Here is a 13,393-nt window from a genome sequence, read left to right as displayed (position 1 = left end):
ATTTAATTGGGCAACCATTGTGTCCAGAGTGCCATCTGCTTTTTGCCCCCGGTATCGGGGGCGCAGGCACGCAGATGAGGGGCCCTCGTCAACGAAGAGGGGGATATTCCCCTGGCACAGGCGACCCCTCTGGGTGCACCGCTGCCAGCAGATAATCCACGAAGGCCCGGACCCGGGCCGAGAGGTGACGGTGCTGTGGATAGAGGGCGTAGAAGGGGCGGGATCGCCCCGCAAAGGGGGTCATCACCTCGATCAGCTTGCCTTGCAACAGCGCCTCGGCCACCACGAAATGGTAGATCTGGAACAGACCGCCCCCAGCCACCGCCCAGCCCAGACCCGCCAGCACATCGTCAAGCACCCGCTGTCTGCTCTGAACATGAAGGTCGACAGGGTCCCCCTGCTCGTTCACGAACTGCCAGGGGAAGGGGCGACCCGTGCTCGGGGTGATGAACTGGATCAGCTCGTGTTGCGACAGCATCTCCAGGGAGGTTGGCGCGGGGCGGCGGGCGACATAATCGGGGGCGCAGAAGACCCCGAGGCTGGCATCCTCCAGCTTGCGGGCGATGATCCGCCCATCGCGCGGCTCCCCCAGCCGGATGGCCAGATCGTAACCATCCTCCACGAAGTCGATGTTCCTGTTGGAGACATTGAGCTCCAGCTCGACCTCGGGATAGGCCGCCATGAAGCCCGGCAGCAGGGGCACCAGACGGTGGTGGGCATAGACGGTGCCCACGCTGATGCGCAGCACTCCTCTGGGGTGGCGCTGGCGGCCGGTGATGGCCCGCTCGGCCTCGGCGATCTGCTCGAGCGCCTGCTGGCACTGCTCCCGATAGAGCTCCCCGTCATGGGTGAGGCGAACGCTGCGGGTGGTGCGATGGAAGAGTTTGACGCCGAGCCTGGCCTCGAGACGCTGGATGGAGCGGCTCACCGAGGCGGGCGTTACCCCCAGTACCTGAGCCGTGGCGGTAAAGCTGCCAAGTTCGGCTGCCTTGCAAAAGAGCTCTATGGTGCCGAGCTGGACGGGGTCGAAGGCACGGGACATATGTTCATCCATGTAAATAATCAAGTTCAATGATGTGAGTTTATTCGTCCGTGGGTAATCAGTAAATTGCTCATCGAGGGCGGCCCGGTGGCCGCCCGATCGATCACTGCCATCAAAAGGAAGATCACGATGAAGAACACCCTCAAGGCCGTGCTGGCCTCACTGCTGCTGGCGACCTCCGCTGCGGCCAGCGCCGCCCCGAAAGGCGAGATCCTGGTGCTGCTCTCGAGCGAGACCGAACTGCCGCTGCAAGGGGGCAAGAGCCTGACCACCGGCTTCTACCAGAATGAACTGGGGGTGCCTGCCGCCGCCCTGCTGGAGGCCGGTTATACCCTGACCCCGGTGACCCCGAGAGGGAACCGGCCCGTTGTCGACACGCACTCCGTCGATCCCCAGTACTTTGGTGGCAACCCGCAGGAGATGGTGCGCATCGGCGCCGTCGTGGAGGGGTTGCTTGGCGCCGGCAAGGTGCTCTCCCTGAGGGAGGTGCTGGCATCCGGTCCCGAGCGCTATGCCGGCCTCTTCATTCCCGGCGGCCACGCACCCCTCATCGATCTTGCCAAGGATCCCGAGGTGGGGACCCTGCTTCGCCATTTCCATGACAACCACAAACCCACGGCCGCCATCTGCCATGGCCCCATCGCGCTGCTGGCGGCGCAGGCGGATCCGGCCGGGTCCGAGCAGTCGGTCATTGCAGGCAAGGCAGACGGCGCCAGAGAGTGGATCTACGACGGTTACAGGATGACCATCTTCTCCGACAAGGAAGAGGCGGTGTTTGAAGGCTCCCTTGGGGGTGACAAGCTGCGCTACTACCCGGCGAAGGCCATGGCCCAGGCCGGTGGCAGCATGCAGTTCGTGGCACCCTGGCAGCCTGGCGTTGTGATCGATCGCGAGCTCATCACAGGCCAGAATCCCTTCTCCGACCACGCCCTGGCGAGCGCCTTCATCGCGGCGCTGGACAAACAGCAAGGGGCAGGCTGACGCGAGGAGAGGGGCAAGTTCCCCCCTTGATCAGTGCAGGCAGCCCCTATGGGCTGCCTTTTTCATGCCCCAGCCTTGGCGAGAAACGCCTTCATGGCGGGGGTGATACTGTGTTTTCGGGTGATGAAGGCGATGGTGCCTGCGCTCGCATCGCTCAAGGGATGGCAGGGCAGTTTGAAGAGCTGCTGGGCGGTGGCGGCGATGCCGGCGCTGACCACGGCGCAGCCCAGGCCGTGGCTCACCCCGTTGACCAGGTGGAACAGGGAGTCGGTCTCCAGCACCACCCGCAGGCTGATCTGCTGGCGGGCGGCGGCCTCGTCCAGGTAGCGGCGAAACTGCATGGTGGTGCTTGGCAGGATCAGGGGGAGATCTTGCAGGTCCGCTAGGGTCAGCGGCCCGGTCGGGGCGCAGTGGGCAGGCAGGGGGCCCAGCAGGGCCATGGGGTTGGGGTGGCGAAGCTGGACGTCGAGGGCCCTGCGTTGATGCTCGGTGAGCAACTCGTCAAAGCCGAGCCCGATGTCGATGCGATGCAGATCCAGCTGCTCCATCAGGGTGGCATGGGTCATCACGCAGAGGTGCAGGCCCACCTTGGGGTAGGCGTCGTTGAACCCCTTAAGCAGCGGCATGATGTCGATGCTCGACTGGGGCACGACGCCGATGCGCAGCGCCCCCGACAGCCCGCCCCGAAAGAGGCTCAGCTCCTGGCGCATGGCATCCTGCTCTTGCAGCATCCGCTCGGCGTGGTGCAGCACCACTTCCCCCGCCTGGGTCAGGGCCACGAACTGGCTGTTGCGCACCACCAGTTCGGTGCCAAGTGACTTCTCCAGAGCGGTGATGCTGGCCGACAGGGTCGGCTGGGTGATGAAGCAAGCCTTGGCCGCCTTGGCGAAGTGACGGTGCTGGGCCAGCTCGTAGAAATAGTGCAACTGCTTGATATTCATCGTGGTAATGGCAGCAGGCAAAGGCAATGAGCGACAAATTTAATCAATCGACATCCCGATGGCAATAGAAGTTATCTATTGGTGAATAGATTTGTTTCATTGGTTTTGGCGCGGCGGCTTATCTAAACTTGAGGCCCGAATACAGCTTATAAGCGTCTCGCATGATCCCTTTCAATTCACGGTTGCCCAGTCTGGATGAGCTGGTGGAGGAGGTGGCCGTGTCCGTCAACATCAACGGCATCAACCATGCCGTCATGATGGCCACCCCGGACGATCTCGACGATTTCGCCATCGGTTTTCTGTTTGGCGAGGGGATCATCGGGGGCAACCACGATGTACACGATATCCAGAGCACCCCGTCCGAGCACGGCATCGTGCTCGATGTCACCATCGCCAACCGCTGTCTGGCTGTGCTTGGCCAGCGCAAGCGCCGCCTGGCCGGTGCCAGCGGCTGTGGCATCTGCGGGGTGGAGGCCATCGAACATGCGTTGCCCGTGCTCACCCCGCTGACCCCGGGCGCCCCCTTCGACACCGCCTCTTTGCAGGACCTGCGGGAGCGCATCGTCCCCTGGCAGAGCAAGGCCCGCCAGAGCGGCGCCCTTCATGCCGCCCTGGCGCTGGATGATCGCGGCGAGATCCTGGCCTGCCGGGAGGACATAGGGCGGCACAACGCCCTGGACAAGCTTATCGGCATGCAGCTGCGCCAGCCGTTGCAGGCCGATACGCTGGTCATCACCAGTCGTTGCGGCAGCGAACTCATTCACAAGGCGGTGCAATTTGGCGCCGCTCACCTCATCAGCCTTGCTTCCCCCAGCCAGCTCGCGGTGCGACTGGCCCTGAAGTACAACCTGACCCTGATCCATGTGCCCCGATCCGATGCCCCGGTCTGCTATGCCAGCCCCCGCGCCCAGGATCACGTTGGAGATTCCCATGTCCAGTCATATTGAGAAACCGGCCAAGGCCGGCGGCTTTTCCTCCCTGCAGTCCACCTTCAAGCAGGTGCTGCGCAGCCAGAAGACCCGCCAGAACATCAAGAACCTGCTGCGGGTCAACCAGACCGACGGCTTTGACTGTCCCGGCTGCGCCTGGGGTGACAACAAGCAGGGGGCCTTCCAGTTTTGCGAGAACGGCGCCAAGGCGGTGGCCTGGGAATCCACCGGCAAGACGGTGGGTGCCGATTTCTTCGCCGAGCATTCGGTGCGTCGCCTCGCCACCCAGAGTGACTACTGGCTCGAATACCAGGGGCGACTGACGGAGCCCCTGCGCTACAACCCGGCCACCGATCACTACGAGCCGGTGAGCTGGGATCAGGCGTTTGCCCTCATCGCCGACAAACTCAAGAGCCTGGCCAGCCCCGACGAGGTGGAGTTCTACACCTCGGGACGCGCCAGCAACGAAGCCTCCTACCTCTATCAGCTGTTTGGCCGCCTCTATGGCACCAACAACTTCCCCGACTGCTCCAACATGTGCCACGAGGCGAGCGGGGTGGGGCTTATCCAGTCCGTCGGGGTAGGCAAGGGCACCGTGGTGCTCGATGATTTCGACGCCGCCAAAGCCATCTTCGTCTTTGGCCAGAACCCGGGCACCAACCACCCGCGCATGATGAACGCCCTGCGCAAGGCGGCGCGCCAGGGGTGCCAGATCGTCACCTTCAACAACCTCAAAGAGGTGGCCCTCGAGCGCTTCGCGAGCCCCCAGAGCCCGGCGGAGCTACTGACCCCGGCGGCCACCACCATCAGCCACCAGTACCTCACGCCAAAACTTGGCGGTGACATGGCGGCCATTCGCGGCATGGCGAAATACATCCTGGAAGAGGAGGGGGGGCGCATCGATCTCGCCTTTATCGAGCAGCACACCGCGCACTTTGACGACTACCTGGCCCAGGTGAAGGCCACGGAGTGGACGCAGATCGAGGCGCAATCCGGCCTCGGTCGGGAGGCGATCACCCGGGCGGCGCAGATCTTCGCAAGCAGCGAGAGCGTGATCAGCTGCTGGGCCATGGGGATCACCCAGCACAAGCATTCGGTCGACACCATTCGCGAAATCGTCAACCTGCACCTGATGTGCGGCCAGATTGGCAAGCCGGGGGCCGGACTTTGTCCGGTGCGCGGTCACAGCAACGTGCAGGGCAACCGCACCATGGGGATCAACGAGAAACCCAATGCCGCCTTCCTAGATCGCCTGGAGCGCCGCTTCCCGGTGGGCTTCAAGCGCACGCCGGGGCACAACGTCTACGAGGCCCTCAAAGCCCTTCATGGCGGCAAGAGCAAGGTGCTCATCTGCCTTGGGGGCAACCTGGCAGCCGCCGCGCCGGATACCGAGTTCACCTATGAAGCGATGCGAAGGAGCGAGCTCAACGTGCAGATCAGCACCAAGCTCAACCGCAGCCACCTCATGGTGTCAAAAGATGCCCTGATCCTCCCCTGCCTGGGCCGTACCGAGCTCGATCAGCAGCGCACCGGGGTGCAGAAGATCACCGTGGAGGACACCTTCAGCATGGTGCACGCCTCTACCGGGATGAACGAGCCGGTCTCGCCGCTCTGTCTCTCCGAGATAGACATCGTGGCCCGCATGGCCGAGGCAACGCTCGGCAGCGATCGGGTGGACTGGCTGGCGCTGCGGGATGACTACGGGCTGCTGCGGGATCTCATCGAGGAGACCATCGCGGGCTTTGGCGACTTCAACCGCCGCATCGAGGAGCCCTGCGGTTTCCATCTGGAGAACAGCGCCGCCCTGCTGCGCTGGAACACCGCGAGCGGGCGCGCCGAATTCAGGGCGAGCCGTTTGCCGGACTCCATCCTGCCCGAGTGCACCAGCCACGCGGAGCAGATGGTGGACCAGCCCGTGCTGCTGCTTCAGAGCCTGCGCTCCCACGATCAGTACAACACCACCATCTATGGCATGGATGACCGCTATCGCGGCATCAAGGGGCGACGCAACGTGGTCTTCATGAACGAGGAGGATGCCAGGAGGCTGGGGCTCGCCGAGGAGCAGCGGGTGGACATGAGTGCGGTGTGCAACGACGGGCGCGAGCGGGTGGTGCGGGGCTTTAGCGTCATCTTCTACGAGATCCCGAAAGGCAACATCGCCGCCTACTACCCGGAGACCAACCCCCTGGTGGCCATCGAGAGCATAGGGGAGGGCTCTTTCACCCCCACCTCCAAATCGGTGCCCGTGCTGGTGACCCCGAGCGCCGCCTCGGTCGAGAACCTGGCCGTCACGCTCTGATTCTTCATATGGATACCGTCCGACCCCTGCCATGGCAGGGGTTTTTTATGGCCGAACGGTGTCCGGCAAAGCCTGGGCCGATCAGCCCAGGGCCACCACCACGCAGTTTCGGCCCTGGCTCTTGGCATCATAGAGCGCCTTGTCCGCCTCCTTGAGCACGGCGGCGATGCTGGTGGCATCCGCCCCCCAGTGGGCGACGCCGAGGGAGATGGTGATGTGGCCAGCTACCTCCATGTCGTGGCTCGCCACCCGGGTACGCAGGCGCTCGGCGATCTTCTGCGCCTGTGCAAGGGAGACCCCGGGCAGCAGCAGCAGGAACTCCTCGCCGCCGCTTCGACACAAGGCGGCATCGGAACGCAGATCCTGCTGCATCAGGGTGGCGAGGGAGACGATGACGGCATCCCCCACGTCGTGACCGAAGCGGTCGTTGATGGCCTTGAAGTGATCGATGTCCAGGGCAATCACCGTCAGGGGCTGACGCTCGACCTCGTACTCGTCCAGCATCTGCTGCATGGCCCGGCGGTTGAACAGGCCCGTCATGGGGTCGGTGTGGCTGTCGGTGTGCAGCTTGTCGATCTTGGTGTTGAGCAGCCCCAGCCCCTTGAGGATGGCCTGCTTCAACTGGGCCGCTTCGAAATACCAGGCGCGGATCCCCGAGATGCTGGTGGCGGCCCCCTGCTGATCCATGAGCCCGGCCCGGTTGGCCAGTTGCCGCAAGGGTCTGGCGATGATGGTGGCCGAGAGCCAGATGACGAAGAGAATGAAGAGGGTGACCGGGATCATCCCCTTGAGGATCTCCAGCATCTGTTCATCCAGGCCGGCCAGGGTGGCGCTGCGGGGGCGCTGGGCCACTATCCCCCAGCCTGCGTCCGCCACCGGGGCAAAGCCTGCCAGCATCTCGCTGCCCCGGGAGTTGAGCACGCTCTGGGCGCCATCCTGTCCCTTGAGCACCGCATCCACCACCCGGTTCTTGCCAATCCTCTGGCCGATGCGCTCCGGGTTCGGGTGGTAGATGAGGGTGCGCTGGCGGTCCACCACATAAAGATAAGAACCATCCTGGTAGTAGTGCTGCCCCAGCAGGCTGGAGAGCACGCTGGCGGACTCCAGATAGATGGTGCCGGCGACATAGCCGAGGTAGCGCTTGTCTGCCGAGAAGATGGGGTGGGAGAGGCTGATGAGGTAGTTGCCAGTGAGGGAGACCAGGGGATCCGCGATGAGGGGTTGCTGGCTTGCCAGGGTCCGGCTCGCATTGGCCGAGGTGAGCTTGACCCCTTTCACATGCAACGCCTCGGGAGAGACGGCGACGATGACGGAATCGGTGTTCACGATGGCCACCGAGTTGAAGGTGTTGGTCTGTTGGCGCAACTGGCCTGCCACCTCCTCGAGTCCATGGAGGTCGTTGCCCTGTAGCAAGGGGGCGAGCCGGGCCGCGCCATAGGCCAGCTGTCCCTGGGCCGAGCGCAGCATGGTCTCGGTGGAGGCGGCGAGCTTGGTGGCATAGACCCGGTTTGCTTCCAGGGTGCTGTCGATGAGCAGTTGTCTTTGTGCCTGATAGATGGCGTAAAAGCTGTTGCCAAAGGTTGCCAGCACGCCGATGACGGCCAGCGCAAGGATGAGGCGATGCAGATCAAACCTCAGCAGCCAGTGAGAGTGCATGAACGAAACGGATCCTTGTCGTGGCGTCGGGGCAGTGCGGCAATTTTAAGGGGGGTGTCCGCCCAATGCCATCGTTAATGTGATTCTCGAATGGTTCCCTTTCATGGGGTGTCCCGGGTGGGTGCCCCGTTCCCTGCCGTCATGAGGCCGGTGAGGGCGGGATCCGCCAGCTCCGCCACCGTCTGCCAGAAGGGGGCGACGAGGGGATTGTCGTTGCCCGGCGGGCGAATGAGCCCGATGATCCAGCTCGCGTCGGCCTCCCCGAGGGGCAGGGTCAGCACATCGGGATGTTCAATGGTGGTGGAGGAGGGGACCAGGGTCCAGGCGATGCCGGCCGCCGCGGTGGCGATGCCGGCGGCGAAGTCGTTCACGTACTGGATGTCCTGAAAGCGCAGGCCGCTCTGGGCGAGGTAATGGATGAACTGATCGTAAAAAGAGGGGGCCTTGTCCCGGCGCAGGATGGCGAGCGGCTTCTCCTGCAGATCGGCGAGCCCTGCCACCCCCTGATAGCCTGCGGGCAGCACGGCGACGAAATGGGCGCGCACCACGGGCAGTACCGGCCAGCCCTTGGGGGCGGGCAGGCGGCAGAAGCCGAGATCCAGCCGGCCCTCCGCCAGCGCCAGCAACTGGTGATGGGTGGAGAGATCGTTGAGCTCGATGGCGACCCCGGGGCGGCTGGCCCGAAAGCGGGCGATGGCGGCGGGCACCAGCAGCTTGGTGGCGACCCCGAAGCCGATGCGCAGGGTACCCGCGTGGCCCGCCAGCACGTCGCGGGCGCTGCGGGCGAGCTGCTCGCTCTGGGCCACCAGGGTGCAGGCGTCGGCGTAGAGGGCGCGCCCGAGCACCGTCAGCCGGGTGCTGCCGGCGTTGCGCTCGAACAGCTCGCCACCAAGGTCCGCCTCCAGCCGGCGGATCTGCTTGCTCAGGGCCGACTGGGTGACGTGCTGGCGCGCCGCCGCCTGACCAAAGTGCAATACCTCCCCCAGGGTGACGAAGGCTTTCAGGTCTCTCAACTCCATGGTGCCTCGCTTGATTCCAGATAGGAATGATAGGTGGCCATATTTGTCATTGGACGGAATTCTAGAAGTGTTGGATGCTGGTGCCAACTCATTTCGGGCCCCTGTACGGGGCCGACGTATCACAGGATGGCCCCCGCCATCCGCGCAGAAGGAGCAACACCAGATGCATCATCACAAGTTCAATGACTTCCCGAACGGTTTCCTCTGGGGCGCCGCCTCCGCCGCCTATCAGGTGGAAGGAGCCTGGAACGAGGAGGGCAAGGGCCCCTCGGTATGGGACAGCTTCACCAAGCTGCCGGGCAAGACCTTTGAAGGGAGCAACGGAGACGTGGCGGTGGATCACTACCACAGGGTGGAAGAGGACGTGGCGCTGATGGCCGAGATGGGGCTCAAGGCCTATCGCTTCTCGGTGAGCTGGCCGCGCATCTACCCGACGGGGCGTGGCGAGGTGAACGAGGCGGGGCTCGCCTTCTATGACAGGCTCATCGATGCCCTGCTGGCCCACGGCATCGAGCCGGTGCTGACCCTCTATCACTGGGATCTCCCCCAGGCCCTGCAGGATGAGTACGGCGGCTGGGAAGACAGGCGCATCATCGACGACTTCGAGCGCTATTGCGTGACCCTCTATCAGCGCTTCGCCGGCAAGGTGAAGTACTGGGTGTCGCTCAACGAGCAGAACTACAACCTGACCAACGCCTACCAGCTTGGCACCCATCCTCCCGCCGTGCAGGACAGAAAGCGTTTCTTCGCCGCCAACCACATCGCGTTTCTCGCCAACGCCCGGGTCATCAAGGCGTTTCGCCAGCACGTGCCAAACGGCCTGATCGGGCCGAGCTTTGCGTACTCCCCTGCCTATCCGGCCTCCTGCGCCCCGAGCGACATGCTGGCGTTCGAGAATGCCGAGGAGTTCACCAACCTCTGGTGGCTGGATGCCTACTGCTTCGGCCGTTACCCCCAGGCGGCGCTCGCCTATCTGCGGGAGACCGGCGAGGCGCCGGAGATCCTGCCGGGCGATCTCGAGCTCTTGCGCGAAGGCACCCCCGACTACATCGGGGTCAACTACTACTACACCCTGACCTTCACCGACAACCCCCTCGGCGGCCAGACGATGCAGCGCATCAACACCACGGGCAAGAAGGGCACTACGCCCTCCAGCGGCATTCCCGGCCTTTACAAGACGGCCCCCAATCCGCACCTTGAGACCAGCAACTGGGACTGGGCCATCGATCCCACCGGGATGCGCATCGCCCTGCGTCGGCTCTCCTCCCGCTACGCCCTGCCGCTGATGATCACCGAGAACGGCCTGGGGGAGTTCGACAAGCTGGAAGCCGGGGACAAGGTGAACGACGACTACCGTATCGCCTATCTGCACAGCCACCTCAAGGCGTGCCAGGAGGCGATGCAGGACGGGGTCGAGCTGATTGGATATTGCGCCTGGTCCTTCACCGACATCCTGAGCTGGCTCAACGGCTACCAGAAGCGCTACGGCTTTGTCTACGTGGACAGGGACGAGCAGGGAGGGTCTCTTCGTCGCATCAAGAAAGAGAGCTTCCACTGGTACAGCCAGGTCATTGCAAGCGGTGGCAAGACCCTGTAACGGGCCCGGTGCGCCGCACCTCGTCTGCCCAATGCCGGAAGGCCCCCTCATCGGAGGGGGCCTTCCTTGTTTGTGCAGCAGGAAATCATGACCGCCTAGATAAACATGCCGCCCGAGGCTTCGATGCGCTGGGCGGTGATCCAGCGGCAGTCATCGGAGAGCAGGGCGGCGATGGCGCCACCGATGTCGTCGGGCTGACCCACCCGGCCAAGGGCGGTCTGGCTCGCGAGAAAGTCGTTGACCCCCTTGTTGTCGCGCACCACGCCGCCGCCAAAATCGGTCTCGATGGCGCCGGGGGCCAGCACGTTGACCGCGATGCCCCTGGGGCCCAGCTCCTTGGCCAGATACTGGGTGAGCACCTCGACGCCCCCCTTCATGGCGGCGTAGGCGGCATAACCCGGCATGGCGAAGCGGGTGAGACCGGTGGAGAGGTTGAGGATGCGACCGCCGTCTGCCAGGAGGGGCAGGAGCGCCTGGGTCAGGAAGAAGGTCCCCTTGAGGTGGATGTTGAGCAGGGTGTCGAACTGCTGCTCCGTGGTCTGCTCGAAGCTGGCATGAATGCCGATCCCGGCGTTGTTGACCAGGAAGTTGAAATGGGTGCGCTGCCACTCTCGGGCGAGCAGTTGCGTCACCTCCTCTGCAAAGGCCGCGAAGGTGGCGCTCTCGCCCACGTCCAGTGCCAGGGCGTGGGCCCGGACGCCGAGGGCGCGGGCCTGGGTCACCACCGCCTCCGCCTCTGCGGCCTGGCTGCGGTAGGTGATGATGAGGTCGACGCCTTTGGCGGCGAGGGCCAGGGCCCCGTGCTTGCCAAGGCCGCGGCTGGCCCCGGTGATGAGGGCGATGGGTCTGGTCATGGTATGACTCCTGTCAGGGTGGCTGACACAGGCTCGATACGAGCCGACCGGATCACTGTATTGTTCCTTTTAAACTGGATAAATAGCGTGATAATAGAATCACTGTTCCGTTTGTCGAGACAATCAGACCATGGATCAACTGGATGCGATGAGAGCCTTCGTGCGGGTTGCCGAGCTGGAGAGTTTTACCCGCTGTGCCGAGCAGACGGGCATCCCCAAGGCGACCCTCTCTGCCGCCATCCGCCGGCTGGAGGAGCGCATGGGGACCCGGCTCCTGCTGCGTACCACGCGGCGGGTGCAGCTCACCACGGACGGCCAGCTCTGCTATGCCAGATGCCGGGAGCTTTTGGGGGACATGGAGGAGTTTGACGGCCTGTTTCGCCAGGGGGGGCAGATCTCGGGACAACTGCGGGTCGACATGCCAAGCCGGATGGCCCGCCACCTGGTGATCCCGGCCCTGCCGGACTTTCTGGCGCAGCATCCCGCCCTGCAACTGATGCTGAGCAGCACGGACAGGCGAGTGGATTTGGTGCGCGAGGGGTTTGACTGCGTGGTGCGGGTCGGGGCGCTTGAGCCCTCCAGCCTGGTGGCCAGGCCCCTTGGTCACTATCGCCAGATCAACTGTGCCAGCGCAGGCTACCTGGCTCGCCACGGGGTGCCCCGCACCCTTGGGGATCTGGCGGGCCACCGGCTGGTGCACTATGGTCCCGGGTTTGGTGCCGGGCAGGGGCGCAGCGAACCCGGCTTTGAATACCTGGCGGAAGATGGCCGCCGCGCCCTGCTGCCCATGGCGGGGGCCCTCATGGTCAATGACAGCGAGACCTACCTGGCGGCGGCGCTGGCGGGGCTTGGCATCATCCAGATGCCGCGGGTGGGGGTCGAATCCCTGCTCGCGGGGGGCGAGCTGGTGAGCATCCTGCCCCAGTGGCAGCCGCCACCGCTCCCCATCCACGCCCTCTATGCCCATCGCCGCCAACTGGCCCCCAGGGTCCAGCTCTTCATCCACTGGCTGGCGGGGTTGCTCGCCGCCCATCTCGGGGGCGCCTCAGAGGCGGCTGCGCCTTGAGCGAAACTCGCGGGGCGAGAGGGCAAACGCCTCGCGAAAGAAGCGGGTAAAGCTGCTCTGGCGGGCAAAACCCAGGCGCTCCCCCACTGTCTGCAGGGGGAGGGCGGGATCCTGCAACAGGCGGCAGGCCTCCTCCCGGCGCACCCGCTCCAGCAGGCCCGAGAAGTGGCACCCTTCCTCCCGCAGATGGCGGTTGAGGGTCCAGCGGGTCAGCTTGAGGTGCTCGCACACCCCATCGAGCAGAGAGGAGGCCTCGGCGCTCTCTTGCCACAGCTGTTGGCGGATGAGTGTCATCACCCTGTCCCGGTAGCGGCTGCTTGGGCGAAGCTGGGCCATCTGCCGGTCGAGCTCCCCGAGCAGCAGGGGTTGCAGGGGCAGGTTGCACTGCCCGTGGGCGAGATCGAGCAAGGCGGCGGGAAAGCGCAGCTCGAAGGCCGCCCCCTGTTGCAACCGCCCTTCCAGCCAGCCTGCCAGCTCACGCCACAGTCTGGGGCGTACCGGGGTGGGCAGCACCAGCAGCCCCTGGCCCGGGTGGTAGAACTGGAGCAGGGCATAGAGGTGGCAGAGGTTGGCCAGGCTGCTCAGGGTGATGACGTCCGGATGATCGGACTCCGAGTGGTAGCTGATCCTGGCCTGTCCCTCTTCTTCTTGCAGGCGGATCTCGTCGCTCTCGCCGATAAGGGGGCGGTAGGCGAGAAAGAAGTGCAGGGCCTGGCGCAGGGTGGCGGCGTTGCAGCACAGGCTCGCCAGCGACATGAAATCGGCAAAGAGACCGGGGAGGGCGGGGGGCGTCCAGTCGAGGGCCAGATCCACGTGGGGGGCTGCCCCGGCCAGCAGCCGGAAGTGGCGCCCGGTGTCGAGCCGCCCCTGGGGGATCAGCAGCTCTTCGTGGGCGATGCCGCAGGGGTGCAGGAGGGCAGCAGGATCCCGCCCGCGGGCCTGCCAGTGGTTGAGGCAGTGCAGGGCAATCCGGTTGGAGACGGTCTTCACGGCAAAAATCCTTGTCAGC

At 64.7% G+C, this 13,393-nt stretch carries 11 protein-coding genes; 5 read left to right on the top strand and 6 right to left on the bottom strand.

Features of this window, described 5'->3' with window-relative positions:
* Positions 1-88: 88 nt before the first annotated feature.
* The gene (locus I6L48_RS14915; protein WP_113070322.1) at positions 89-1,042 is read right to left on the bottom strand and encodes a LysR family transcriptional regulator; all 954 of its coding nucleotides are present in this window, start codon (positions 1,040-1,042) and stop codon (positions 89-91) included.
* A 129-nt stretch (positions 1,043-1,171) separates the two neighbouring features.
* On the opposite strand from I6L48_RS14915, the gene I6L48_RS14910 reads away from it, so the two are divergent.
* A complete protein-coding gene (locus tag I6L48_RS14910) occupies positions 1,172-2,023 on the top strand; it encodes a type 1 glutamine amidotransferase domain-containing protein (RefSeq protein ID WP_113070654.1) in 852 nt (283 codons plus the stop codon).
* Positions 2,024-2,085: 62 nt separating this feature from the next.
* On the opposite strand, the gene I6L48_RS14905 is transcribed toward I6L48_RS14910, so the two are convergent.
* On the bottom strand, positions 2,086-2,964 hold the full coding sequence (locus I6L48_RS14905) for a LysR family transcriptional regulator (RefSeq protein ID WP_069651446.1): 879 nt from the start codon (positions 2,962-2,964) through the stop codon (positions 2,086-2,088).
* A 161-nt stretch (positions 2,965-3,125) separates the two neighbouring features.
* On the opposite strand from I6L48_RS14905, the gene fdhD reads away from it, so the two are divergent.
* Together fdhD and I6L48_RS14895 are read left to right on the top strand one after the other, a co-directional pair.
* Positions 3,126-3,911, top strand: a complete 786-nt coding sequence (fdhD, locus tag I6L48_RS14900) for a formate dehydrogenase accessory sulfurtransferase FdhD (RefSeq protein ID WP_113070321.1) — start codon at positions 3,126-3,128, stop codon at positions 3,909-3,911.
* Complete coding sequence (locus I6L48_RS14895; protein ID WP_113070320.1) at positions 3,895-6,192, top strand: FdhF/YdeP family oxidoreductase; 2,298 nt, start codon at positions 3,895-3,897, stop codon at positions 6,190-6,192. The genes fdhD and I6L48_RS14895 overlap by 17 nt, the downstream gene beginning before the upstream one ends.
* A gap of 81 nt (positions 6,193-6,273) precedes the next feature.
* Here I6L48_RS14895 and I6L48_RS14890 read toward each other — a convergent pair whose 3' ends face one another.
* Together I6L48_RS14890 and I6L48_RS14885 are read right to left on the bottom strand one after the other, a co-directional pair.
* The gene (locus I6L48_RS14890) at positions 6,274-7,848 is read right to left on the bottom strand and encodes a diguanylate cyclase (protein WP_042863814.1); all 1,575 of its coding nucleotides are present in this window, start codon (positions 7,846-7,848) and stop codon (positions 6,274-6,276) included.
* Positions 7,849-7,949: 101 nt separating this feature from the next.
* Complete coding sequence (locus tag I6L48_RS14885; RefSeq protein ID WP_113070319.1) at positions 7,950-8,867, bottom strand: LysR family transcriptional regulator; 918 nt, start codon at positions 8,865-8,867, stop codon at positions 7,950-7,952.
* Positions 8,868-9,030: 163 nt separating this feature from the next.
* Here I6L48_RS14885 and I6L48_RS14880 point away from each other — a divergent pair, with 163 nt between their 5' ends.
* Positions 9,031-10,464, top strand: a complete 1,434-nt coding sequence (locus I6L48_RS14880; RefSeq protein WP_041215229.1) for a glycoside hydrolase family 1 protein — start codon at positions 9,031-9,033, stop codon at positions 10,462-10,464.
* A 95-nt stretch (positions 10,465-10,559) separates the two neighbouring features.
* Here the strand turns inward: I6L48_RS14880 and I6L48_RS14875 are convergent, their stop codons facing one another.
* Entirely contained in the window at positions 10,560-11,318 is a 759-nt protein-coding gene (locus I6L48_RS14875) for an SDR family NAD(P)-dependent oxidoreductase (protein WP_010674615.1), read from the bottom strand.
* 130 nt (positions 11,319-11,448) lie between these two features.
* On the opposite strand from I6L48_RS14875, the gene I6L48_RS14870 reads away from it, so the two are divergent.
* The gene (locus tag I6L48_RS14870; RefSeq protein WP_216987392.1) at positions 11,449-12,384 is read left to right on the top strand and encodes a LysR family transcriptional regulator; all 936 of its coding nucleotides are present in this window, start codon (positions 11,449-11,451) and stop codon (positions 12,382-12,384) included.
* Here I6L48_RS14870 and I6L48_RS14865 read toward each other — a convergent pair.
* A complete protein-coding gene (locus tag I6L48_RS14865) occupies positions 12,364-13,374 on the bottom strand; it encodes an AraC family transcriptional regulator (RefSeq protein WP_216987391.1) in 1,011 nt (336 codons plus the stop codon). The two genes, I6L48_RS14870 and I6L48_RS14865, sit on opposite strands and share 21 nt — an antisense overlap.
* Positions 13,375-13,393: the final 19 nt, after the last annotated feature.

The sequence above is a fragment of the Aeromonas sp. FDAARGOS 1418 genome (assembly GCF_019048585.1).
In the GTDB taxonomy this organism is placed as follows: domain Bacteria; phylum Pseudomonadota; class Gammaproteobacteria; order Enterobacterales; family Aeromonadaceae; genus Aeromonas; species Aeromonas caviae.
The sequence above is the reverse complement of the archived record's forward strand: the minus strand, read 5'-3'. Positions and strand labels throughout refer to the sequence as shown.

What these genes read in the sequence shown, in the direction of transcription:
- I6L48_RS14915 (WP_113070322.1), bottom strand. Translation starts at nt 1,042, where the DNA reads ATGTCCCGTGCCTTCGACCCCGTCCAGCTCGGCACCATAGAGCTCTTT.
- I6L48_RS14875 (WP_010674615.1), bottom strand. Translation starts at nt 11,318, where the DNA reads ATGACCAGACCCATCGCCCTCATCACCGGGGCCAGCCGCGGCCTTGGC.
- I6L48_RS14890 (WP_042863814.1), bottom strand. Translation starts at nt 7,848, where the DNA reads ATGCACTCTCACTGGCTGCTGAGGTTTGATCTGCATCGCCTCATCCTT.
- I6L48_RS14895 (WP_113070320.1), top strand. Translation starts at nt 3,895, where the DNA reads ATGTCCAGTCATATTGAGAAACCGGCCAAGGCCGGCGGCTTTTCCTCC.
- I6L48_RS14905 (WP_069651446.1), bottom strand. Translation starts at nt 2,964, where the DNA reads ATGAATATCAAGCAGTTGCACTATTTCTACGAGCTGGCCCAGCACCGT.
- I6L48_RS14885 (WP_113070319.1), bottom strand. Translation starts at nt 8,867, where the DNA reads ATGGAGTTGAGAGACCTGAAAGCCTTCGTCACCCTGGGGGAGGTATTG.
- I6L48_RS14880 (WP_041215229.1), top strand. Translation starts at nt 9,031, where the DNA reads ATGCATCATCACAAGTTCAATGACTTCCCGAACGGTTTCCTCTGGGGC.
- I6L48_RS14910 (WP_113070654.1), top strand. Translation starts at nt 1,172, where the DNA reads ATGAAGAACACCCTCAAGGCCGTGCTGGCCTCACTGCTGCTGGCGACC.
- I6L48_RS14870 (WP_216987392.1), top strand. Translation starts at nt 11,449, where the DNA reads ATGGATCAACTGGATGCGATGAGAGCCTTCGTGCGGGTTGCCGAGCTG.
- fdhD (WP_113070321.1), top strand. Translation starts at nt 3,126, where the DNA reads ATGATCCCTTTCAATTCACGGTTGCCCAGTCTGGATGAGCTGGTGGAG.